Below are 23,443 nucleotides of genomic sequence, written 5' to 3' on the forward strand. Positions count from 1 at the left end.
ACCGGGATGGACGTACCGCTGGTGTACCAGTTGTTCCGCCAGGAGCACCGCTGGGTAGCTATGTACGGACGGGATAAGCGCTGAAAGCATCTAAGCGTGAAGCCCCCCTCAAGATGAGATTTCCCAACTAGTAAGACCCCTTGAAGACGACGAGGTAGATAGGCTGGGGGTGGAAGTGCAGCAATGCATGGAGCTGACCAGTACTAATCGGTCGAGGGCTTATCCAAAAAATACCCCAACAACGGGGAAAAGCAATAAATCGCACATTGTTTCGTATCTAGTTTTGAAGGAACAATCATATGTTCTTTATTCCCTGATAGCTCAGTTGGTAGAGCACTCGACTGTTAATCGAGTTGTCACAGGTTCGAGTCCTGTTCGGGGAGCCATGGAGAGGTGTCCGAGTTGGCCGAAGGAGCACGATTGGAAATCGTGTAGGCGCCAAAAGCGTCTCGAGGGTTCGAATCCCTCTCTCTCCGCCACTATTTTTATAAGCAAGGCCCGTTGGTCAAGGGGTTAAGACACCTCCCTTTCACGGAGGTAACAGGGGTTCGAATCCCCTACGGGTCATTTTCTTTAATTACTTACATAATGGAGACTTAGCTCAGCTGGGAGAGCATCTGCCTTACAAGCAGAGGGTCGGGGGTTCGATCCCCTCAGTCTCCATTCTTAATATCGCGGGGTGGAGCAGCTCGGTAGCTCGTCGGGCTCATAACCCGAAGGTCGCAGGTTCAAATCCTGCCCCCGCAATTGAATTACATGGAACTGTGGTGTAGAGGCCTAACATGCCTGCCTGTCACGCAGGAGATCGCGGGTTCGAATCCCGTCAGTTCCGCCATTTGAATTATTATGATATAATATGGCTCGGTAGCTCAGTCGGTAGAGCAGAGGACTGAAAATCCTCGTGTCGGCGGTTCGATTCCGTCCCGAGCCACCATTTAACACCTTGTGCCGGTGTAGCTCAACTGGTAGAGCAACTGACTTGTAATCAGTAGGTTGGGGGTTCAAGTCCTCTCGCCGGCACCACAGTTTCATATGGAGGATTAGCGAAGTGGCCAAACGCATCAGACTGTAAATCTGCTCCCGTAAGGGTTCGGTGGTTCGAATCCATCATCCTCCACCAGTTTCATAGGGGCATAGTTTAAAGGTAGAACAGCGGTCTCCAAAACCGTTAGTGTGGGTTCAATTCCTGCTGCCCCTGCCAAATTACCTTTTAATTTATATGGCGGTCGTGGCGAAGGGGTTAACGCACCGGATTGTGGCTCCGGCATTCGTGGGTTCAAGTCCCATCGATCGCCCCATTTATATTTTATTGGGGATTAGCCAAGCGGTAAGGCAACGGACTTTGACTCCGTCACGCATAGGTTCGAATCCTATATCCCCAGCCATTTTTTACGCGGACGTGGCTCAGCGGTAGAGCATCGCCTTGCCAAGGCGAGGGTCGCGGGTTCGATTCCCGTCGTCCGCTCCATAATAAGGCGCCATAGCCAAGTGGTAAGGCACAGCTCTGCAAAAGCTTTATCCCCAGTTCGAATCTGGGTGGCGCCTCCATTTCTTAAGCGGGAGTGGCGGAATCGGCAGACGCACAGGACTTAAAATCCTGCGGTAGGTGACTATCGTACCAGTTCAAGTCTGGTCTTCCGCATGTTAGATAATATGTGCCCTTAGCTCAGCTGGATAGAGCGTTTGACTACGAATCAAAAGGTCAGGAGTTCGAATCTCTTAGGGCACGCTTTAATTAAATAAGCCGGTGTGGCGGAATTGGCAGACGCGCGCGACTCAAAATCGTGAGGGAAACCGTGGGGGTTCGAGTCCCTTCACCGGCATCGTAAAAGAGGAACATTACAGTAGTAATGTTCCTCTTTTTTGTATTGGACAAACTGGATATCAAGGAAGATTGCCTGCTATATACGCGTAGATTGATAATGGCGTCGCAATCCTTCACCAAGCAGATTAAAGGTGACGATGGTGAACATCATGGCAAATGCTGGGTAAAAGACAAAACCAAATTGGCTTCGAAAAATTTCGTGACGGTGACTTGCAAGAAGAGCTGCCCAATTTAAGCCGGTTTGGACAAATTCGTTAGTATAATAGTCGACCTCTCTCCATTCATGTGAAAGAAAGATACTGATAATAGATAACTGTCCTATAAGAAGCATGACTTTGCCTAAATCAATGCAGAAATTAACGATCAACTCTAGTAACAGTGCAGGTATGTAATAGTTCTTCACTAGAGTTCTAGAGCTTAGTCCTAACGCAATCCCAGCTTCCATATAACTTTCCCTGGACAATTGATTAGCCTGTTGTTGAATTGTATAGGCAACACGGCCCGCTTCCACGACAGCAAGAATGAGAATGGACCATAACAGGCGGAGATCAGTAAAGAGAAGAAAAGGAATAGCTAGTAGTAAGGCTGTTGCAAAAACAGGTGGCAAGAAAGAAAAACATTGATTCAATGCGTTAATTACATGGTGAAAGAATCCTTTCTTTTTGCATGATAATAGTCCAAGTGGGATTGCGATTATATAGCGAATTAAAGTAATTATGATAACAATGAATATGGTTTCTTTGGCTGCAATCACAATCTTACTTAAATTATCGACTCCTTTTTTGTCAGTTCCGATCCAATTCTTCTCGGATGCTTCGAACGCAGGAAGTTCAAGCTTATTAAATGCATCCATACGGTATCTCTCCTGGCTCAAATTCTTATCTATAAATGGAAGGTGAGGGCCAATAAACATCACAAATAGAAGCAAGCCTAACAATATACTACCGATTAACAAGGGAATATTCTTTCGCAATCTGCTCACCTCAAACTCTAACTATCTATGTAACTTAAATATTAAATCTCATATTTTCTTATGTATTATTGACGATCGAAATATCGGCGAGCCGCAGCAGCGATCCATTGAACCAATAAAAATAGCAGCATGAAGTAAAGCACAATATAGATAATGACGCCAGGTTCATAATTGTTTCCGGTTCCAACTTGAGTATCGTAATCAAGAGCTTGGGATAAGCGGTACGCTGCCCCAGGGTAACTTCTATAGATTTCGACCATTAGCAGATTTGAAAGAATGAATACGAGCATCCCTGGAAGATGGGTTAAGATTGTAATAATACCATTAGCTAACATATGTTTACACAGTATGACCCACTCGCGAAGTCCCTTAGCCCTGGCTAATTTGATGTATAATTTATTTTCTTGTGAGGTTAAGGAAGCGGAGGTAAGTCGTGCAATCTGGACAATCGGATAGATGGATACTAGTAAGGAAGGGATGATAAAGCCCTGCCATCCATCGGTTGCAAAGAAACGAATAAAGGGAACATTTTTGATAATAAACCATTGGATAAGTAAAATAAGGAAAAAATCGGGGATGGCATTGATGATCCAGGTTGTCCAATTGCCGAGCAAGTTCAATCTGGTTTTGGAGAGACGGTAATCCATAACTCCTTTTAAAATCCCAAAGATCAAGCCAATTAACAATGCTGTCACAATCACCAGCAGGCTTCTGCCCATTGCTTTTAATGCCTCTGATTCTGAAGAATGGCCAGAATATCTCGATTCCCCCAAGCTTCCGTTCTCGATCGCTGTTTTGAAAAATTCACTAACATGGGCTGTATACTGACTTAGAGTAAGAGAGGGCTCCTCAGCTACGATCTTATAATCCTGAATACTTAGTTCAAGCTGACGAGGAATTAGAACAACAGAAACGATAAGACAGAAGGCAAGGATGCTTACAATCGAAGATTTTAGCATTTGATACTTAAGATTCATATCTACCTCCAATAGATTTCAAAGTATACATCTAGTAGTATCACAATTTACCTGTTTTTGTCTATATTAAGCATCTACTGTAAAGAATCTAGCACTAGTAGACGACTATCCGTCTCCTTAGCGCTAGATTGCTTTTCTGTCTTCACGATATTGTCCGGGTGTGACGCCCTCTAATTTTCGGAAAGAGCGAATGAAGTTTTGTGAATTGTTGTACCTTAGTTTGGTTGCGATGTCCTTGATGGACATATCGGACGTTGTCAGCCATTTTTTTGCCATACTAAAACGATAATTGGTCAAGTATTCGCTGAAAGAGCAGCCCGTTTCTTTACGAAAAACACTGCTGAGATAGTTGGCATTGTAGTGAAGTCGATGGGCGCATTCCTCTAACGTTAGATCTGTATCATAATAATTCTGTACAAGGTCAATGATCTTCTCAGAAATATGATGATATTGAGTATTTTGGCGATTACGGAATACACCAACGATAGGAAGAATGAGCTTGAACCAGAACCAATTACGGATCTCATCAACGGTGTCCAGCTTCAGAATATCTTCAAAGACAGAGCGCTTCTCATGATAGATATGATGTACGCTAATTCCAGACTCTTGCATCATCAGCAGAAGATTATTAAGCAGCCGAGTAATTGGTATTTGATATTCATGGGGAAGGAGCTCAAGGTCGAAGATACAGTTAAGCAGTTGATCAAAAGTGTCCCGAGCCTTTCGTTCATCGGCCAGCTTGATCGCCTCTATCAGCTCATTCTCCAGCTGTGCAGGATAAGACAGGTTCACGTAGTGCTTACCATCATTAAGATCCTGATATTGGATAACGATGCCTTTACCGAGCTTAATTCGGTGTCTGAGTGCTTCCAGCCCCTCCCGATATGCCATGGAAATACCATGAAAAGATTCCACAGGTAAGCTGATCCCGATGCTCACTGATAGATCAAGAACCTGATCAATATGGTTTTGAACATCCTCTGTTAAGGAGTAGAGATAAGCATTAAATACGGTATCATCCGTTTCTTCACCGCCAACCAGCAGAACGATCGTATGGTCTATTATGACTGGAGTGAGACGTTCTTTCTGTGAGACAAGCTCTTCCAGCATATTTTGCACGGCAAACAATAGCAGCTCAAGGTCTTTTTTCTCATATCGGGTTTGCTCTGTAAAATCAATCTGAATGGTCAGGACAGCCATCGTGCGCCATTCGTTCATTTGTTTGCCATAACCATACTGCTCGAGTTTGTGAAGGAGCTCATTTGATTTGAACTGGCCTGTGAATACTTTGGTTAGATAGAAGGTTCTAACCTGCTGGATGTGCTGATGCAGCTCCTTTTCAAGCCTTGACTTCGACTGGAATAAGTCCGACACTTCAGCCCCGATATGCTCAAATTCGTTACGATCTGGTCTAAGCCCTAGCTCATTCAGTAATCTACGGATAGGTGAATAAATGCGTCTTGATCCAAGAAAGGCCATTCCAACGGAAATAAGCAGCAGAGCCAGACACATCAGTAGAGTGTAGGTTCCAATTTGTGAAGATTTTTGAGTAAGACTCTGGATGGAGGTTGCCGATAAATAGGTCCAGTCATTAAGCTCGGAACGATAATAAGATACCGCATAATCTTGACCTGACAATTCGGTTGTAAACTGTCCTGACGGCTGCTCGAGCTTGCCTTCGGCATGGAGTCCGCTCTCAGATAAGGGCTTCCCGATCAGTTCCTGATCATAATGGAACAGGATACGTTCATTGGCATCTAAGATGATAATGTCTTCCGTTGAATCACCGTCCTTTTGAATAAAGTCCTTTAGCTCACAGGAGGGGATATTGGCGATCGCAAGACCGGATTTCTCAATTCCGGTGGCGGGCAGCTTTTTAACTAGGCTGATATTGTACTGGCAGTTGGCACCGTTCGCATTCTCCTCACTATAAAACCACTTCGACGGAGTAAGAGTCCAGCCTGAATTCTCCTTCATATTTTGGAGACCTTGAATCTCGTCGGCCAGGGGGTAATCATTGAAACGGTAGAGACCTGAGTTTTTGATCATCCAGTTTTGGTCGAAATTGATAAGTACAACATCATCGAGCTTGGTTTCAAAAGACTGCATGTTTCGGACTTCGGTGCGGAGATCATTATAGGTTTTGAAATCGGTTACAAAAAGTGGGCTTTGAAGAGCGTTTTTAAGCACACTGGAGCTGACTACCTGATTAAGAGTGTGGTTGACAGTCACAAGCTTTTGTTCTAAATTGGAATTAATTTGCAAAATAAGCTGCATCTTACTGCTGTTGACGTTCCGCTGTATCTCCTGAGTAGAGGTAACATAAGCAAATACACCGATGAAAATGACAGGAATCGTGCTCAGCAGGAGGACGAAGATCGTTATTTTGCTTAAAAAGCTCAAAGCGTTCCAGCGCATGGACATCACCTGTCTCGATTAGTAATTGAGGCTTCTTATTGATTATGCCTATAAATGGAAAATTCGGCAAGGGGGATGGGCGGTTATGATGGTTCTTTTTAAGCGAGTAGCATGGGGGAGACGCATAATTGCGGCCGGGGCAGGTCTATTGTCCATGATGATCGTTACCGCCTGTAATAGTGGTGCCCTTAAGGCAGAACTGCAAGTACCAGCAGAGGAGAAGCTTCCAATATCGATGATGGTCCCGCTTCATTTTCCCCATCCGCCGAGTGATGAAATCATGGATCGAATTGAGCAGCTTACTCATACGGAGCTGGAGATCAATTGGATCACAGACGGTATATACACAGATAAGCTGAACACGGCACTCACGACCAATTCCATGAAGAAAGTAACCTTTGTGAAGCATATTGATTATCCCTTTATCAAAAATGCGATACGAACGGATGCATTCTGGGAAATCGGCTCCTATATCGAAGAATTTCCGAATCTCCGATATCTGGATTCCGGTATACTTGAGCAGACGGCGGTGGATGGACGTATTTACGGATTATACACAGAGAGACCCTCTTCAAGACAAGGCGTCATCATTCGAGAAGATTGGCTTGATCGGCTAGGGCTCGAAACACCGAAAACATTAGACCAGCTGTACGAGGTTATGAGAGCGTTTACTTTTTCTGATCCGGACGGAAATGGCTTGCATGATACGATTGGATTAGCAGATCGCAACGACCTCACCTATGGGGCTTTCAAGACACTGTCTTCTTATTTTGGAACACCGAATAACTGGCTGGTTAAAGGAAACACTTTAATCCCTGAGTTTGAGACCCAGGCCTACATGGACACGATGAACTTCATGAAGAAGCTCGTTAAGGAGAAGCTGATCAATCAGGACTTTGCTGTCACTAGCAAGGATGTACAGAGAGATATGATCATTACAGGTAAAGCTGGTGTGTATATTGGAAGCATGACAGATGTGCAGCGTTTGTATGATGAGACTAAGGTACTGAATCCAGATGCAAGATTCACACTTTCGAATCGAATACAGGGACCGGCGGGATATAAAGTGTGGTCTATTCCAAATTATAACGGTGTTTTTTTATTTTCGAAGAAGGCCATAGAAACAGAGGCGGAGCTGAAAAAGATCCTAGGCTTTTTTGACAGAACGATGGATGAGGATGTTGCCAATTTGATGCGCTATGGTATTGAAGGCATACACTACACGGTTCAGGATGGAAAGGTGCTTCTGGATGAAGGAACGTCCATTCTGCGGGTTAACGAAGTAAATCCGTTGTACACATTAATGATTGCGGATCTCAGCAACCCCAATGTGATGCCAATTGCCAAGCAGGAAGCATTAACTGCATTAGCAGAGGAATTAAGCATGGATAATGAGAAATTCCTAGTTCAGGACCCGACGCTCCATCTGGAGTCCGATACGTATGCTGAAAAAAATGTGGAATTGGAAACATTGATATCCGATGCAACCTATCATTATATTTTGGGAAATCTTGATCAAGAAGGTTTCGCCCGCGAGATTGAGCGATGGAAGCAACTGGGCGGAGAGGATATTATTCAAGAATATACTGCTGCTTATTTCAAGTGAATAGAGGAATTTGCACCGTCCAATGGTGATTCGCAGGAATCACACACATTGGGCGTTTTTTTTTGATCTAGTAAAGCGGAAATAAAGATGATAATCAGGATAATCATTTGATTAGATGTCGCACGGAGTAAGGCGATATGGGCAAATGATTGTATTCGTACTCTGTTTTTAAAATGTAATGTGAGAGTGCAAGCAAGTTATCCATCAACTTAATGGAGGTCATGACAAATATGAAAAAAAGAACATTCGCCATGCTCAGTCTATTAACGTCATTCAGTATGGTCCTATCTGCCTGTGGGGACGGAGGAGAGAGCAGCTCAGGTAATTCCAGCGAACCTGGGGCGTCACAAGGCGGGGAGAAAGCATCCAGTCAACCGGCAGAGATTACGATTATGCTTCCTCTAAATACAGCCGAAACCCCACCGGATACGATTAAAAATGAAGTGGAGAAGCTGACAAATACGAAGCTGACGTATCAATTTTTTCCGGCGGACACATACGAAGAGAAATTAAATACCTCCTTTGCGACAGGCTCACTGCCGGATGTAACTTACTTGAAGAATCAGGCCACCTTCATTCAAATGAAGGAAGCCATTCGTGACGGACAGTTCTGGGAAATAGGACCTTACTTAAGCGAATTTGAAAACTTAAATAAACTGAAGCCGCTCATTCTTGAGAACACAAAGGTGGATGGAAAACTTTATTCACTATATATCGGTAGGCCACTAGCAAGGCAGGGACTCATCTATCGTAAGGATTGGGCAGATAAGCTGGGCATTGAAGCACCAACCAATGTGGATGAATTCTACACTATGTTGAAAGCGTTTAAAGAGCAGGATCCGGACGGAGATGGACAGGACAATACAATTGGACTGACGGACCGAAATGACCTGGTATATGGCGCATTCAAGACCGTTGCTTCCTGGTACAAGGTTCCGAATAACTGGGGGGAGAAGGACGGACAGCTCCAGCCGGATTTCACTTTTCCTGAGTATATGGAAACCCTCGATTTCTTCAAGAAGCTTCATCAAGAAGGGTTAATCAATCAGGATTTTGCGGCTACGAGTAAAACGGATCAGGTTAACTTGTTCACGAGCGGCAAGGCAGGAGCTTATGTCGGGGCAATGTCGGATATTAATTCCCTGCACAAGGATCTGATCAAGAATGCGCCGGATGCTGTACTGGATGTGGAGAGCATGATTGCTGGACCTACAGGAGAAGCGTCAACCTGGGCAATTCCTGGATATAACAATGTCATTCTGTTCCCAACTTCCGCGATCAAGGATGAAGCAGAGCTGAAGCAGGTGCTAGCCTTCTTTGACAAGATGATGACTCCTGAAGTGGCCAATCTGATGTACTGGGGGCAGGAGGGCGTACATTATACCGTTGAGGACGGTAAGGCCAAAGCGTCGGAGGATCAGGAAAAAACCGAACGTGAAGTGAAGGGTTACAAAGACAGTGTTATCGGGGAACCAGAAACCAATGGAATGTACGAAGGGTATCATGATCTGCCAGGCAGAATCCATGCAGAAGAGCTGACGGTAGCGAACGAGGAGATTGCCGTTCATGATCCTACTGCAGCGCTTGATTCTGAGACTTATACAACCAAAGGTGTTGAGCTGCAGACGATCATTACGGATGCGACTTACAAATATATTTATGGAACCTTAGATCAAGCAGGATTTGAAGCTGCTGTAGCGCAGTGGAAGAAGCAGGGCGGGGAGCAGATTATTCAAGAATTTAACGAAGCATACGCAGCCAAAAAGTAACGATACGGTTCTTTGAGTTAGTAGTTATCAAAGCCTAAGTAACACCAAAACATCCGAATAATGTTACATCCAGACGTTTCTAGTGCCGCCGGACATACCGGATAGAAAGGGAGAGAGCCATGCAGGAAATCGCCGTTCCATCTGCAACAACGCGTAAAAAGGAGAGCAGGCTGCGTAAAAGAATTTGGAAAAATAAATGGATTTACGTCATGCTGCTCCCAGGTATTCTCTATTTTATGATCTTTAAATATTTACCGATGTATGGACTTGTCATTTCATTCCAGGACTATAAGCCGTTCAAGGGGATACTTGGCAGCGAATGGGTAGGATTTGAGCACTTTGCCCGATTGTTCAATGAGCCGGATTTTCTAAACATACTCACGAATACACTCATCCTGTTCGGGTTAAATCTGCTCTTCTACTTTCCAGTGCCGATCATTCTTGCCCTTATGCTGAACGAGGTGAGGAACTCCTTCTTCAAGAAGACATTCCAAACCCTCGTGTATCTGCCGCATTTCATGTCCTGGGTTATTATCGTGTCGATTGGCTATGTCATGCTGACGATGGACGGCGGGATTGTGAATGAGCTGCTCGTATTTTTTGGCTTCGAGAAAATCAATTTCTTGCTCAGCACAGAGTGGTTCAGGCCAACGTATATCATTCAGGTAATCTGGCGTGAGGCAGGCTGGGGAACGATCGTTTACCTTGCTGCCATTGCCTCTGTTGACCCTCAGCTATATGAAGCGGCGAGAATGGACGGAGCGAATCGGCTGCGTCAAATATGGCATATCACCCTTCCTGCCATTCGCAGTGTCATCATTATTCTGCTCATTCTAAAGATCGGTGATGTGCTGGAGCTTGGCTTCGAGCATGTATATCTCCTGCTGAACTCGATGAACCGGGAGGTTGCAGAGATTATTGATACTTATGTCTATACTGCTGCGATGAAGCAGGGGCAATTCAGCTATAGTACAGCGATTGGCTTCTTTAAATCCTTTGTCGGATTGATTCTTGTCATGATTGCCAATAAGCTGGCCAAAAAAATGGGTGAAGAGGGCGTTTACTAATCTCGTCGGGAGGAGAGAGAAAATGGTTGAAGACAGAACGCTGGGCGGAAAAATGTTCTCGTATGTGAACTTTATTCTGCTTGCTGTCATAGCACTGGTTACTGTATTGCCATTTGTGCATGTGGTTGCTGGTTCATTCACGACAAGTGCTGAGATGGCAGCCAAGAAGTTTGTGCTCATCCCGACAGATTGGAGTCTGGATGCCTACAAGTTTATATTCTCAACAAATACGATCTTTCGAGCGATGCTGGTATCGATTGGGGTTACCGTCATTGGCACATTGTTCAGCATGCTGATTACATCATTGATGGCATATGGACTCTCCAGACGGGATCTGGATGGACGCAAGGTTATCATGTTTATGGTCGTTTTTACAATGCTGTTCAGCGGAGGCATGATTCCTACGTTTCTCGTTGTGAAGGAGCTTGGATTAATTGATACGTATGCGGCACTGATCCTGCCAAGCGCCATAAGTGCCTTTAATATGATCATTCTTAAAAATTTCTTTCAGAACATTCCGGAGGGCTTGGAGGAATCGGCGAAGATCGACGGATCGAATGATTTTGGAATTCTGTTCCGTATCGTGCTTCCGCTGTCCATGCCGGCCATTGCAACCATCTCACTGTTCTATGCGGTTACGTATTGGAATACCTATATGAGCGCCATCCTTTATTTAAATGAGAGTAAAATGTGGCCAATCCAGGTGTTGCTGCGTCAAATCGTGGTACTCGCAAGCGGTATGGACTACAGCTCAGAGCTGGATTCCTCCGTTCCACCGCCCGACCAGGCAGTGAAGATGGCGGTAATTGTGGTAGCAACACTGCCGATCCTGCTGGTTTATCCATTCTTGCAGAAGCATTTCGCGAAGGGTGCGATGCTGGGTTCAATTAAGGGCTGAGCCAGCTGTTCGAAATTTTGGTTATCAAAATGTGAGTCATTCCGCTCCTCTTCACCAGAGGGGCGGTTTTTGTATTGTATTTTATGCTTACGATAATGTCTGTACTTATAAGGTCTTGGCTCATCCCCGACCAGAGTCTAGGTTAAAAAACCGTCCCCGGTCCGTTTTGAAAAGAAGTAAATTCTCCTAAAATAAAGTCATAAGGAACACGAAGTAAAAACAAGAAACAAAACACGAAGCAAATCGTAAAGAAGAAAGACAAACAAGAAGGCGGTGATAACAACATATGAGATACAGTAAAGGTAAAAGCTTAGCGATCATCCTGATCGTCGTGGGAGCCTTGATGCTATTCGGAGGGTTTCTTCCCTTCCTTGGAGCAGTGACTAGAGAAATTATGGGTTATCTGGTTCCAATCGCGATGATCGCTCTTGGATACTACGGTGTCAAGAGAGGAAACACCTTAATCGGTTACATCATTCTAGTCATTGGTGTGCTGGTTCTGATCAGCAAGCTGGCATGGTTAATCGGACCCCTCATTGCAATCGGGTTGATCGTATTTGGGATTTACATGCTGAAGGACAAAAGCAATCACAGCAGCAGACGTTACTAATTAAATTTAACAGTTGGAAAGGGAGGTCAGATCAAGAATGGGCGTATTTCGTCGAATGCGGGATATCACCGCAGCCACCATTAATGAACATCTGGAACAAAGTCAAGATCCTGTCAAGCTGATCGATCAATTTCTAATGGATACACGAAATGAGATTGGAGAGGTTGAGAAGCTTCACCAGCAATATTCGAGACATACCAGACAATTAAAGCAGCAGGTAGATGAGGCTTCAGCCATGATTGCGAAGAGAGAAGAGCAGGCTCTGCTGGCACTCAAGGCAGAGGAAGATCATCTGGCCAAGCTGGCATTGCAGGAAAAAATGCTCTACGAAGAAAAGTACAAACAATATATCGAACTGTACGATCAAAGCAGAGATGCACTGACAGAGCTTGAGGAGCAGTTAGACCATCTGAAGACTGAATATCAAGCAGTGTACAGCAAGCGTCAATATTACTATGCAAGAATGCAGACGATACAGCTGCAGCAGCGTATGAATGAACGCTCTGGCCAATATGGCGGAAGACATGTTCCGGGAATGTTCAATCGTCTCGAGGACCGGGTGTCGGATCTTGAGTACGAGGCGAGAAGTCTTCGGGATCTGCGCCGCGGCGAGCAGACAAGAGAATCCAGCCAGTATTCCGTATCGGATCTCTTGGAACGAGAGATGGCGAAGCTCAAGAAGAAGCTGGAAAACGGAGGAAAGGAGTAATTAGATGAGTAAATTATATCGATCAAGACGCGACAAGATGGTAACCGGGCTACTCGGCGGGCTATCCGAAACACTCGGCATAGACTCCACACTAGCAAGACTGATATTCGTAGTCAGCATCTTTTTCACAGGCGGCGTAATGATCTTCCTCTACTTCATTGCTGCGCTTGTTATACCTAAGGAATATATACCACCTTATGACCCTTATGGTCCAGGGCCGGGTCCAGGTGCAGGTGGATATTATGGAAAAGGCAATGAATATGCGAACCAAGGCGGGTTTGCTTCTTATAGAGAACCGCAGAGAGACCGATTCAGCGGCAATCGTTATCAGAGTTCAAACGCTTATGAGCCCAAACAGGATGATCTCGACTCCATGATGGGTGATATTGAGAAAAAGGCATTAAAGAAAGAAGTAGAAGAGCTGCGCCAAAAACTATCGAAGTATGAGAAGGGAGATTTATAAAATGGGAGTATTTAAAAGAATTAAAGATATGACAAAAGCATCGGTGAATGAAGTTCTGGACAAAGTAGAAGATCCGATTGTAATGCTGAACCAATATATTCGTGATATGGAAGCAGAAATTCGTGAGGCAGAAGTTACTGTCGCGAAGCAAATGGCGAATGAGCGCCGGATGAAGCATCGTTTGGAAGAAGCGGAACGTCTTGGTGTACAGCGTGAATCGCAGGCTGAGGCAGCACTTGTTAACGGGCAGGAGGAAGTCGCACGCAAGCTTCTTGAAGAGAAGATCTACTATGATCAAAAGGCAGAGGAGTATAAGAACTTCCATGTGGAAGCAGAGACTCAAGCAAAAGAGCTTGTGCAGCAGCTTCATGACATGAAGGATGAGTTCTACAAAATGCGTAACAAACGCAATGAGCTAGTATCCCGTGCACAAATGGCCAAAGCCAAAAAGCAAATGAACCAAATCAACAGTGTTCACACGATCGAAAGCGGCAATGCATCTCTTGGATTCCATCGTATGGAAGAGAAAATTATGCAGCTTGAAGCGGAAGCAGATGTCATGCGTGCTCCATACCGAAGCAGCTACACGAATAATCCGGTAGAAACGGAGAAACAATTCAAAGTAAATGAGCAGCTGGAAGCATTGAAGAGCAAGCTGAACGGCAAAGCCTCTTCTGAAGATGCGCCTAAAGAATAAGCTATTCAAGTCAGCATGAAGTTATGATAGAATCAAGCAGTGGTTTAAACTAGGTTGAATAGAGCCATACGGGAGCGATATTGTTCCGTATGGCCTTTTTTAAGATCATAGGCCGGCTTTAATGGCAGTAGTGCGATTCGAATTTATCCAAATACATATCGGCCAGTGTGGTCGAAAATTGACATGAGGGGGTGCGACAGATGAGTAACAAAAAGCAGTTTTTTGCAATACTGGCGATAGGGATCGGTCTGCTGATGCTGCTTGGAGATTTTATCAGCTTCTTTACGATTGTCGCACTTCTCTTATTGATTTATGGTTACTTCAAATTCCAATCGGGCAATGCCAAAAAAGGACGCACATATCTGGGAGTCGGCGCAGCCATTCTCATTCTTGATAATTTGATCTTTGTTGTCGGTGTAACCCTGATTTCACTTGGCGTGTTCTATTGGAAGGGGCGTAAAGTCCAGCCGAGAGAAGGCTACATCATCAATCAAAATTTTATGTCCAATTTTGCTTGGGATGAGGAGCCATGGATGCTCAGAAACACATCGATCTGGCATGTCATCGGTGAAGTGGATGCTGACTTATCGCTGGCTATTCCGGAGACGAAGGAGACCGTTGTTTATCTGCAGGGAGTGATGGGAGATATTGATTTATCGATCCCAGAGGATTATGGTGTAGAGATCGAAGCATTTATACTACTAGGCAAGCAGCAGTTCGGGAATGATCAAAAAGGCGGAGCAATGAATCGGCTTGTTTATCGGACTCCGGGCTATGAGAACAGTGAATATAAAGTGAAGTTTGTCATTTCCTATTTAATTGGCGACCTAAACGTACGATTAACGTAATACTCAACAGGAGGGAGGACTCCCTTATGCAATCCAATAAAACAAAAAATATGGTCACGCGTAGTATGGGACAGAGCATATTGCTTGCACTGGTGCTAGGCTTGGTTACCTTTTATATATTTTACTCCTATGGATACTTAATGCCGTTTGATGAGTGGGATCATTGGTTTCAGGCTGGAGCCACCCTTGTATTACTGTTGATTGGACTCGGTGCGATTTATGGGTTCTTCCAAATGTACAGAACCAAGGTGCAACTAGAGAGACTGCGGGAAACCTTACTGCAATGGGAGAAAGGAAGCGTAACGAGGGCTGTGCCGGAGCTTGGTTATGATGAAGTCGGACGAATTGGAGAACAGTTGGGCCGGATCAGCAAGAAGTGGGAGGAGCAGGTCACCTCGCTTCAGCGCCTCTCCACGCATAATGCTCAGTTAGCTGAACAAGCAAGAGTGTCTGCCATTGTAGAAGAAAGGCAGCGTTTAGCCAGAGAGCTGCATGATGCTGTGTCCCAGCAGCTATTCGCCATATCCATGACAGCTACAGCGGTAGGACGTACGCTGGAGAAGGATTTTGACAGAGCACAGCGACAGGTGGCGTTGATCGAGGAAATGGCTTCTGTTGCCCAATCGGAGATGAGGGCATTGCTGCTGCATTTGCGTCCCGTATATCTGGAGGGCAAGCATCTTGAACAAGGACTTAAGGAACTTGTGAGAGAGCTTCAGTCCAAGGTGCCGATGGAAATTTCGCTTGAGATGGATGAAGGCATTCAGCTGGTAAAAGGGATAGAGAATCATCTATTTCGTATTATTCAGGAAGCCATGTCCAATGCCCTTCGGCATTCCAAGGCGGAAAGGATCGAGATTCGAATTCAACGCAAGGATAAAGCCATTCGGGTCATTATCCGGGATGATGGCGAGGGCTTTGAATTGGATGACAAGAAGCAGGCTTCGTACGGGTTGTCCAATATGCAGGAGCGTGTAAATGAAATTGGCGGCTCGATCGTATGGATTACGGCTCCAGGCAAAGGAACCCGAATCGAAATAACGGTGCCGGTCATGGAGGAAGAAAGCGAGGGAGCATAGTATTATGGAAGATGAAAGTATGGAAGTTGCCATTAAGGTTCTGCTGGTCGATGACCATGAGATGGTGCGGATTGGGCTGGCGGCTGTGCTGGATACCGAGGATGGGATCGAGGTTGTTGGTGAAGCAGGGAGCGGAGAGGAAGGCATTCGTCTTGCTCAGGAGTACCATCCCGATGTCGTTCTAATGGATCTGGTGATGGAAGGAATGGATGGGATTGAAACGACCAAGCAGCTGTTAAAGATGCAGCCAGAATGCAAGGTTATCGTACTTACCAGCTATCTGGATGATGAGAAGATGTATCCCGTCATTGAAGCTGGAGCATTTAGCTACTTACTTAAAACTTCACGCGCTTCCGAGATTGCGGATGCGATCCGCGCTGCTGCCCGCGGTCAGTCTGTTCTAGAGTCTCAGGTAGCCTCCAAGATGATGAACCGCTTCCGCCAGCCGCAAGAGCAGGCCAAGGCACATGAAGGCCTCACTGAACGTGAGATGGATGTTCTAAGACTGCTCGCACAAGGCAAATCGAATCAGGATATTGCGGACACATTGATTATCGGGATAAAAACGGTAAAGTTTCATGTGACGAACATTCTCGCGAAGCTGGGAGTCGATGATCGTACGCAAGCGGCGATTTACGCTTATAAGAATGGTCTGGCTGAGTGACAAGGACAATTCTCAAATTTGAATTTATATAACTGTGCAGCACAATGTAAGGCCCCGAGACTCTGGATAGATGAGCCGGGGCCTTCTATTACTTTATAGAAAGAATTAGATGAGGAAGAGCAAAGCGAGGAACGAGAGACCGAGAGCCCAATCGTAGCCATAGCCGCCGTAAGGATAGAAGCCTTTAACTACGGCCTGCTGCTTTAACTTTTTCTGTTTTTTCTTCGGCTGCTCTGCTTGTTTGCTCTCGAGTACACTCGATTTGTAAGCTCGGCAGGATCTATATTTGCCTTTGCGTTCATCGGCAAGAAAAATATGGGTTCCATTACAGCTGTGAAGTCTGCCGACAAACCGTCTTCCGTCTTTCATGACAGCACAGACCATTTTTCCACAATGCTGGCCTATGTTTTCCGGGGTTAACGGACGTACAGGATACATATCATTCACCTCGTTTGTAATTTAATAGAGAGAAAGAAAGTATTGCAGTGCTTAGACCTTCATTCTGTCTAACTTATAAGTATTCTCTTGAAGCTGAACAGGTATAGACCTTTAACCAAGCCCTGTATGATAGATGAGCAATTATTTGAAAAGCCGGTTATAAGAATAAGAGAATACCTATAATAGTAGGAGATGAGGATTTCAAGGCATAGCTTCGCAAGTTCAGTTGTGCTAAAATGTCAGCAACATCCAGGTAACACTATTTAGTTCAAAAAATAAAACTATTCGATAGGGAAAGAAGGAGCTATGGCGAACATTCAAAAGGTTGAAACAATGCAGGCATCGAGTGCGGTATTTTTCATTTTTGGAGCTACGGGCGATCTCGCCCGGCGCAAGCTTTTTCCTGCGATTTATAGTCTTTACCGGGAAGGTAAGCTGTCAGATCACTTTGCAGTTATTGGTCTGGCAAGACGTCAGCGGACGCGTGAGGAGTTCAGAGAAGATGTGCTGTCCTCAATAAAGGAGTTTTGTCGTTATAAGCCAAGCGATGGGAACCAAGAGGAATGGGCTGAGTTTGCACGGCATTTCGAATATAAGTCTTTAGATATTCATCATGTCGATGGGTTTCGTGAGCTTAATGCCTTCACAGAGGATGTGGAACATGAATTTTCCATTCCCGGTAATCGTCTGTTCTACCTCGCGCTGGCTCCTGAGCTGTTTGGAAGCGTGTCTTCCCATTTGAAAGAAGGGGGGCTGCTTGAAAGTACAGGCTGGCACAGGCTGGTCATTGAGAAGCCCTTCGGCTATGACTTGGGCTCGGCAGAGCAGCTGAATGAGCAAATTCGTGAAGTATTTCGCGAAGAAGAAATTTACCGGATCGATCATTATTTGGGCAAAGAAATGGTACAGAATATAGAGGTGATCCGTTTCGGCAATGCCTTTTTTGAGCCGTTATGGAATAACAAGCATATTTCCAATATTCAGATTACACTGGGTGAGACCGTCGGAGTTGAAGAGCGTGGAGGATACTATGACCAGGCCGGCGCCCTTCGTGATATGGGACAGAACCATATGTTGCAGATGCTCACAATGATTGCCATGGAGCCGCCAAGCCGGCTTGTGCCCGAGGATATCCGGGATGAGAAGGTGAAGGTGCTTCGTTCCTTACGTCCGTTTGCTTCAAGTGAGGATGTGAGCGCGAATGTCGTTCGTGGTCAATATACGGAAGGTGATGTGAAGGGGGTACATCTGCCCGGTTATCGCCAGGAGGATAAAGTAGATCCCAGTTCCAATACAGAAACGTATTTTGCGGCGAGGGTATTCGTCGATAACTTCCGATGGGCTGGAGTGCCCTTCTATATCCGAACCGGTAAGCGACTGCCTGTCAAAACGACAGAAGTGGTTGTGGAGTTCAAATCCATGCCGAACAATGTGTATCTTGGTCAAAAATATAAGCTCGAGCCGAACCTCCTTGTCATCCGTGTAAATCCGATGGAGGGTATTTATATCAAGATCAATGCCAAGAAGCCAGGCACAGATTCAGAGATTGAGCCGCTTGCCATGGATTTTTGCCAGAGCTGCATGATTGGAATTAACTCCCCGGAGGCTTATGAACGGCTCATTCATGATGCTGCAGAAGGAGACTCCACCTATTTTACAAGATGGGACGAAGTTGCAACGGCCTGGTCCTTCGTAGACCGTATTGCAGCGGTATGGCAAGAGCAGCCGGAGAGTCTGGCCTATTATCCTGCAGGCAGCTGGGGGCCGTCCGCAGCGGATAATCTGCTGGAGCAGGATGGACATCACTGGTGGCCGGTTAATGGACAGGATGAAGACAACGTGATCTGGATTAAGAACAATGAAGGATGAATAAACCGACTTCTTACATGAATCACATCGTGACATTTAATGGTGCAAAAGCAGAGGCCTCTCTCTAAATTAGGAGGACTCTGCTTTTTTAGGTGAGATAAAATATACAGGTAAAAATAAATAACAAATGTGGTACAATAGGAGAGTTGAGCCATTTAGACGGAAGGTCCTATGGCAAGATTACGACAGGCATGATGTTATACTTTGGAATATTACATTTTTGATGAATATATGAGTATGAGAGGGATTAATGAACATGAGCAAAACCACGAATATTTTGCAGGAGGAGGTCGACAAACGCCGGACGTTTGCGATCATCTCTCACCCGGATGCCGGGAAGACGACGTTGACTGAGAAGCTGCTGTTATTTGGGGGCGCCATTCGCCTGGCAGGTACAGTAAAGGCTCGGAAGGCAAGCAAGCATGCGACAAGTGACTGGATGGAAATTGAGAAGCAGCGGGGAATCTCTGTAACGTCCTCTGTGATGCAGTTTGATTATTTAGGTCATCGTATTAATATTCTGGATACACCGGGTCACCAGGACTTCAGTGAGGATACTTATCGCACACTGACTGCCGCAGATAGTGCCGTCATGTTGATTGACGTAGCGAAGGGTGTCGAGGCACAAACGATTAAATTGTTCCAGGTGTGTGCAAAGCGCGGAATACCGATCTTTACATTTATCAACAAGCTGGACCGTGAGGGACAAAGTCCGTTTGATCTAATGGAGGAGCTGGAGCGTGTTCTTGGTATCCGTTCGGTACCGATGAACTGGCCGATTGGTATGGGCCGGGAACTCTGCGGTGTATATGACCGGATGAAAAATCAGGTGGAGCTGTTCCAAGGTGATGATCATTCCAAGATTAATGTGCAAAAGGTCGACAGCTATGAGGATCCGGTGATTCGTGAGATGGCTGGTGAATTCTTGCATGACCAATTAAAGCAGGAGCTTGAGCTTCTCGATGTAGCGGGTGATCCGTTTGACCTGGAGAAGGTGCTGAAAGGGGAGCTTACCCCTGTATTTTTCGGTAGTGCAGTTAATAATTTTGGTGTTCAGACCTTCCTGGAGAACTTCCTGGAGCTGGCGCCGAAGCCGGAACCTCGCAAGAGCACGGAAGGTGTAGTTGAACCGACAAATGAGAAGTTCAGCGGCTATGTCTTCAAGATTCAGGCGAATATGAACCCGGCACACCGCGACCGTGTCGCATTCCTGAGAATTGTATCGGGTAAATTTGAACGAGGCATGAGCGTTAAGCATGTTCGTGTAGGCAAGGAGATTAAGCTCTCTCAGCCCCAGCAGTTTCTGGCTCAGGACCGGGACATTGTACAAGAGGCCTATCCAGGCGACATTATCGGTCTGTTCGATCCGGGAATTTTCCGAATTGGAGATTCCTTAAGCCAAGGCAGTGAAATTGTCTTTGACGAGCTTCCGACATTCTCACCGGAAATTTTCTCGAAGGTGACAGCAAAGAATGCCTTGAAGCACAAGCAGTATCAGAAAGGCATTGACCAGCTGACAGAGGAAGGGACGATTCAAGTGTTCCGTACAGCGAGCTTCGATGAGACGATTCTAGGAGTCGTTGGACAGCTTCAATTTGAAGTATTCGAGCATCGGATGAAGGCAGAGTATGGCGTTGAGGTACAGCTGCAGCGCATGCCGTATCAATTTGCCCGCTGGATTATTGACGACAAGATCGATCCAAGCAAATTCCGGATTAACTCTACCCTTGTGAAAGATAAGAAGGACAATTATGTGGTCCTCTTTGAGAATGAATATGCGATGAGAACGGCAATTGAGAAGAATCCGACAGCTAAATTCCTGGAGACTGCACCGTAAGGGTTGTAAGAGTTACAGGAATGCGGAGCACCACATACAAAAGAAATCCCTCCGTCCGATAATGGGCGGGGGATTTTTTGCAGTTCAAGGCTATGGATGGATCGATTCTAGGTTAAAGGAACGGGCTTAACCTTCTTCAGATGCTCTTGCAGTACCTGAATCAGTTCATCCTGCTTCCCTTTCGGCAAATCCTTCCAGATCATTTCAAACAGGGTTCCGAGTCCCGGCAGAGCTGCTTCGGGTCCATCAACGGATCCTTCAATCATCTCTCTGATATCCTTATCCGGCTTGCCATGTACCTTGTGAACGATCGCTTGGCGCAAATCCAGTACGATAGACATGTGTTTGTCCCTCCAAAAGTAGTCTTTTCCTGCCTATATACTGTTCCCTGAGCAGAGCGTATAAATTCAAGTTTTCCATTCATTGTGCTATACTACTTAGGATGAATTGGTTGAAAGCACTTATAATAATGAAGAACTACCTTATAGAATAATTCTCTAATACCTAAGATGATATGGAGGTACCCTATTATGGCCAAAAAACAATATGCCGTGATCGGCATGGGCCGCTTTGGATCGAGTGTTGCTTATGCACTTAGTGAAATGGGGTTTGACGTTCTGGCAATAGATCGGGACGAGCATAGAATACAAGACATATCCAATGTAGTGACACATGCGGTGTCAGCAGATTCCACGGATGAGGAGGCGCTCAGAGCGCTTGGCATTCGGAATTTTGATGTGGTGGTCGTTGCGATTGGTGAAGATATTCAGGCGAGCATATTAACGACGCTGATTCTGAAGGATATGGGTATCCAGTCTTTAATTGTGAAGGCTAAGTCGGAGCTTCATGGCAAGGTGTTGTCCAAGATTGGTGCGGATAAAGTCGTTTATCCGGAACGAGATATGGGAATGCGGGTCGCACATCATCTAGCGTCGCCAAATATTTTGGATTATATCGAGCTGTCAGAGGAATACAGTATTCTGGAAATGAAAGCATCGTCGAACATTATTGGACAAAATTTGTTACAGCTCAACATCCGTGCCCGTTATGGTTGTAATGTCATTGCTATCCGCAAAGGGACAGAGATGAATATTTCACCAGATGCAAGTGATCAAATACAGCCTGAGGATGTGCTTATTATTGTGGGTCACAAGGATGATCTGACCAAGCTAGAGCTTGCCTATTCAAGATAAAGAAGGATTGAAGACATATGGAAATCGTTTCGGTACATAATCCGAGAGTGAAGGAATGGGCGCAGCTGCTCGACAAGAAGTATCGAACCCGGCAGAATAAATACATGATTGAAGGCATTCATTTGGTTCAAGAGGCGTTAAGCTATGATGCTGATATCGAATGTATAGCTTATGATATGGACAAAGGAATACCGGGAGAGCTGACAGGCTATGCAGATTCACAAGGCCGTGTCGAATGGATACCGGTGTCTGCTGCAATCATTGAAAAGTGCACCGATACGGTGACACCGCAGCCGGTGTTTGCCATCGTTAGAAAAGATGCTGCCGGGTTGAGCGTATTCTTAGACAAAAAAGACAGCTTGATTATCGTGTTGGATCGGCTTCAGGATCCGGGCAATGTCGGTACAATTATCCGCAGTGCAGATGCAGCCGGGGCAGAGGGTGTGATCGTAGGGCGGGGGAGTGCAGATATATATAATCCCAAAACGATACGTTCCACGATGGGTTCATTTTTTCATTTGCCTGTCGTTGAAGCCGATCTGTCTGAAGTGCTACCAAGAGCCAAAGCAGAAGGAGTTACACTCGTCAGTACATCGCTGGCTGCGGAGAGCTCCTGCTATGATTATGATTTTAGAGGAGCAAAGTGGCTTGTCATTGGTAATGAAGGCAGCGGTGTCTCCGAGGAGGTAAGCCGTCTTGTGGATGATGCCATTATTATTCCAAGTCCCGGACAGGCAGAGTCACTGAATGCCGCAATGGCTGCTACCATACTTATGTTTGAAGCAATGAGGCAGCGGCATTACTCTGCATGATAACGGACTGGTGAATTAAATAGGACAGACATCGAGATGGCAGCGAAACCTTTGGTTTACAAAGGGGCGTTGCCATTTAATTTAGGAGAATACATATGAACTTGATAAGCCGTATTACAGATTATGACATTTTGGGTGAGCGTTCGGAACTTCTTCATTCCGTGTCCAGGTATGGGGCTAGAGGGGTGCTTGTCGATGAGAATTTCAATATTGCGATGATGCATATGACCAAACGGAGATTATATAAGCTGCCTGGCGGGGGAATCGAAGGGACAGAGACGCCGGAAGAAGCCTTTTTGCGTGAAGTAGAGGAAGAGACAGGCTATCGGGCAAAAATTACGCATCCGCTGGGCCGCATTGAAGAGCATAAGACCAAGAATCAGTTCCTGCAGTTATCCTACTGCTTCATTGCCAAATCAGTTGAGGAGAACACCGTGAAGCTAACAGCCAAGGAGAAGCAGCTCGGGTTGACGGTGATCTGGATGACAATGAATGAAGCTCTTACAGCAATGGACAGATCATTCAGGAATTGTCGGGAGTATTCGAGTAAATTTATGACTCTAAGAGATAAAACCATATTGGAGCAGGCTATTACCGTTCTAAGAGGCTTATAAAGGTTAAGAAAATATTAATATTCTGTTAAAAATTAAGGATCGAAACCATGGTATAATGCTCGCAAATCCATTTAAAG

General features: G+C 45.4%; 21 protein-coding genes, 17 tRNA genes and 1 rRNA gene. 34 read left to right on the forward strand and 5 right to left on the reverse strand.

From position 1 onward, the window contains the following. The 18 genes from BK126_RS23515 to BK126_RS23600 form a co-directional block, all read left to right on the forward strand. Positions 1-227, forward strand: a 23S ribosomal RNA gene (locus BK126_RS23515); the annotation flags it as partial. An 83-nt stretch (positions 228-310) separates the two neighbouring features. Continuing rightward, positions 311-386 (forward strand) — tRNA-Asn (locus BK126_RS23520). Between the two features lies 1 nt (position 387). Continuing rightward, positions 388-479, forward strand: a tRNA-Ser gene (locus tag BK126_RS23525). 16 nt (positions 480-495) lie between these two features. Next, positions 496-567: transfer RNA gene (locus tag BK126_RS23530), tRNA-Glu, on the forward strand. A 23-nt stretch (positions 568-590) separates the two neighbouring features. Beyond that, positions 591-663, forward strand: a tRNA-Val gene (locus tag BK126_RS23535). A 10-nt stretch (positions 664-673) separates the two neighbouring features. Further along, positions 674-747: transfer RNA gene (locus tag BK126_RS23540), tRNA-Met, on the forward strand. Positions 748-758: 11 nt separating this feature from the next. Continuing rightward, positions 759-835: transfer RNA gene (locus BK126_RS23545), tRNA-Asp, on the forward strand. A 23-nt stretch (positions 836-858) separates the two neighbouring features. After that, a tRNA-Phe gene (locus tag BK126_RS23550) sits at positions 859-934 on the forward strand. 13 nt (positions 935-947) lie between these two features. After that, positions 948-1,023, forward strand: a tRNA-Thr gene (locus tag BK126_RS23555). Positions 1,024-1,034: 11 nt separating this feature from the next. After that, positions 1,035-1,120 (forward strand) — tRNA-Tyr (locus BK126_RS23560). 7 nt (positions 1,121-1,127) lie between these two features. After that, positions 1,128-1,201: transfer RNA gene (locus tag BK126_RS23565), tRNA-Trp, on the forward strand. 21 nt (positions 1,202-1,222) lie between these two features. Next, positions 1,223-1,298: transfer RNA gene (locus BK126_RS23570), tRNA-His, on the forward strand. A 12-nt stretch (positions 1,299-1,310) separates the two neighbouring features. After that, positions 1,311-1,385: transfer RNA gene (locus tag BK126_RS23575), tRNA-Gln, on the forward strand. Between the two features lie 8 nt (positions 1,386-1,393). Further along, positions 1,394-1,468: transfer RNA gene (locus BK126_RS23580), tRNA-Gly, on the forward strand. Between the two features lie 6 nt (positions 1,469-1,474). Continuing rightward, positions 1,475-1,548 (forward strand) — tRNA-Cys (locus BK126_RS23585). Positions 1,549-1,556: 8 nt separating this feature from the next. After that, positions 1,557-1,642, forward strand: a tRNA-Leu gene (locus tag BK126_RS23590). Between the two features lie 13 nt (positions 1,643-1,655). Next, positions 1,656-1,729 (forward strand) — tRNA-Arg (locus tag BK126_RS23595). 14 nt (positions 1,730-1,743) lie between these two features. After that, positions 1,744-1,823, forward strand: a tRNA-Leu gene (locus tag BK126_RS23600). 78 nt (positions 1,824-1,901) lie between these two features. Here the strand turns inward: BK126_RS23600 and BK126_RS23605 are convergent. The 3 genes from BK126_RS23605 to BK126_RS23615 form a co-directional block, all read right to left on the reverse strand. After that, complete coding sequence (locus BK126_RS23605) at positions 1,902-2,678, reverse strand: ABC transporter permease subunit (RefSeq protein WP_256703021.1); 777 nt, start codon at positions 2,676-2,678, stop codon at positions 1,902-1,904. Positions 2,679-2,863: 185 nt separating this feature from the next. After that, entirely contained in the window at positions 2,864-3,775 is a 912-nt protein-coding gene (locus tag BK126_RS23610) for an ABC transporter permease subunit (protein WP_076314970.1), read from the reverse strand. 123 nt (positions 3,776-3,898) lie between these two features. After that, positions 3,899-6,193 (reverse strand): helix-turn-helix domain-containing protein, encoded by a 2,295-nt coding sequence (locus BK126_RS23615; RefSeq protein ID WP_076314971.1) that lies wholly within the window; start codon positions 6,191-6,193, stop codon positions 3,899-3,901. 85 nt (positions 6,194-6,278) lie between these two features. On the opposite strand from BK126_RS23615, the gene BK126_RS23620 reads away from it, so the two are divergent. The 11 genes from BK126_RS23620 to BK126_RS23670 all read left to right on the forward strand — a co-directional run bounded on the left by BK126_RS23620 (position 6,279) and on the right by BK126_RS23670 (position 16,603). Continuing rightward, positions 6,279-7,799 (forward strand): extracellular solute-binding protein, encoded by a 1,521-nt coding sequence (locus BK126_RS23620; protein WP_256703022.1) that lies wholly within the window; start codon positions 6,279-6,281, stop codon positions 7,797-7,799. Positions 7,800-8,029: 230 nt separating this feature from the next. After that, complete coding sequence (locus BK126_RS23625; RefSeq protein ID WP_076314972.1) at positions 8,030-9,568, forward strand: extracellular solute-binding protein; 1,539 nt, start codon at positions 8,030-8,032, stop codon at positions 9,566-9,568. Between the two features lie 119 nt (positions 9,569-9,687). Further along, positions 9,688-10,635 carry an ABC transporter permease gene (locus tag BK126_RS23630; protein WP_076314973.1) on the forward strand — a complete coding sequence of 316 codons (948 nt, stop codon included), beginning with the start codon at positions 9,688-9,690 and terminating at the stop codon, positions 10,633-10,635. 22 nt (positions 10,636-10,657) lie between these two features. Then, entirely contained in the window at positions 10,658-11,533 is an 876-nt protein-coding gene (locus BK126_RS23635) for a carbohydrate ABC transporter permease (protein WP_076314974.1), read from the forward strand. Between the two features lie 286 nt (positions 11,534-11,819). Continuing rightward, complete coding sequence (locus BK126_RS23640) at positions 11,820-12,143, forward strand: hypothetical protein (RefSeq protein WP_076314975.1); 324 nt, start codon at positions 11,820-11,822, stop codon at positions 12,141-12,143. A gap of 37 nt (positions 12,144-12,180) precedes the next feature. Then, positions 12,181-12,852, forward strand: a complete 672-nt coding sequence (locus BK126_RS23645; RefSeq protein WP_076314976.1) for a PspA/IM30 family protein — start codon at positions 12,181-12,183, stop codon at positions 12,850-12,852. A gap of 4 nt (positions 12,853-12,856) precedes the next feature. After that, positions 12,857-13,315 carry a PspC domain-containing protein gene (locus BK126_RS23650; RefSeq protein ID WP_076314977.1) on the forward strand — a complete coding sequence of 153 codons (459 nt, stop codon included), beginning with the start codon at positions 12,857-12,859 and terminating at the stop codon, positions 13,313-13,315. Between the two features lies 1 nt (position 13,316). Further along, positions 13,317-14,012, forward strand: coding sequence for a PspA/IM30 family protein (locus BK126_RS23655; RefSeq protein ID WP_076314978.1), 696 nt, complete (start codon positions 13,317-13,319; stop codon positions 14,010-14,012). 200 nt (positions 14,013-14,212) lie between these two features. Beyond that, positions 14,213-14,860, forward strand: a complete 648-nt coding sequence (gene liaF, locus BK126_RS23660; protein WP_076314979.1) for a cell wall-active antibiotics response protein LiaF — start codon at positions 14,213-14,215, stop codon at positions 14,858-14,860. Between the two features lie 26 nt (positions 14,861-14,886). Continuing rightward, on the forward strand, positions 14,887-15,939 hold the full coding sequence (locus BK126_RS23665) for a sensor histidine kinase (RefSeq protein ID WP_076314980.1): 1,053 nt from the start codon (positions 14,887-14,889) through the stop codon (positions 15,937-15,939). A gap of 19 nt (positions 15,940-15,958) precedes the next feature. Beyond that, a complete protein-coding gene (locus BK126_RS23670; RefSeq protein WP_047913634.1) occupies positions 15,959-16,603 on the forward strand; it encodes a response regulator in 645 nt (214 codons plus the stop codon). Positions 16,604-16,708: 105 nt separating this feature from the next. On the opposite strand, the gene BK126_RS23675 is transcribed toward BK126_RS23670, so the two are convergent. Then, positions 16,709-17,041 (reverse strand): hypothetical protein, encoded by a 333-nt coding sequence (locus BK126_RS23675; RefSeq protein ID WP_076314981.1) that lies wholly within the window; start codon positions 17,039-17,041, stop codon positions 16,709-16,711. Positions 17,042-17,347: 306 nt separating this feature from the next. Here BK126_RS23675 and zwf point away from each other — a divergent pair, with 306 nt between their 5' ends. Both zwf and BK126_RS23685 read left to right on the forward strand, forming a co-directional pair. Further along, positions 17,348-18,910: a glucose-6-phosphate dehydrogenase gene (gene zwf / locus BK126_RS23680; RefSeq protein ID WP_076314982.1), complete on the forward strand. Its 1,563-nt coding sequence runs from the start codon at positions 17,348-17,350 to the stop codon at positions 18,908-18,910. Between the two features lie 256 nt (positions 18,911-19,166). Then, positions 19,167-20,747 (forward strand): peptide chain release factor 3, encoded by a 1,581-nt coding sequence (locus tag BK126_RS23685; protein ID WP_076315158.1) that lies wholly within the window; start codon positions 19,167-19,169, stop codon positions 20,745-20,747. Positions 20,748-20,854: 107 nt separating this feature from the next. Here BK126_RS23685 and sspI read toward each other — a convergent pair whose 3' ends face one another. Further along, positions 20,855-21,088, reverse strand: coding sequence for a small acid-soluble spore protein SspI (sspI, locus tag BK126_RS23690; RefSeq protein WP_047913513.1), 234 nt, complete (start codon positions 21,086-21,088; stop codon positions 20,855-20,857). Positions 21,089-21,277: 189 nt separating this feature from the next. On the opposite strand from sspI, the gene BK126_RS23695 reads away from it, so the two are divergent. The 3 genes from BK126_RS23695 to BK126_RS23705 all read left to right on the forward strand — a co-directional run bounded on the left by BK126_RS23695 (position 21,278) and on the right by BK126_RS23705 (position 23,366). Continuing rightward, positions 21,278-21,940, forward strand: a complete 663-nt coding sequence (locus tag BK126_RS23695; protein WP_076314983.1) for a potassium channel family protein — start codon at positions 21,278-21,280, stop codon at positions 21,938-21,940. Positions 21,941-21,957: 17 nt separating this feature from the next. Continuing rightward, positions 21,958-22,752 (forward strand): TrmH family RNA methyltransferase, encoded by a 795-nt coding sequence (locus tag BK126_RS23700; RefSeq protein ID WP_076314984.1) that lies wholly within the window; start codon positions 21,958-21,960, stop codon positions 22,750-22,752. Positions 22,753-22,847: 95 nt separating this feature from the next. Next, on the forward strand, positions 22,848-23,366 hold the full coding sequence (locus tag BK126_RS23705; protein ID WP_076314985.1) for an NUDIX hydrolase: 519 nt from the start codon (positions 22,848-22,850) through the stop codon (positions 23,364-23,366). The last annotated feature ends 77 nt before the right edge of the window (positions 23,367-23,443 follow it).

This window comes from Paenibacillus sp. FSL H7-0326, from assembly GCF_001955535.1.
Classification (GTDB): Bacteria; Bacillota; Bacilli; order Paenibacillales; family Paenibacillaceae; genus Paenibacillus; species Paenibacillus shunpengii.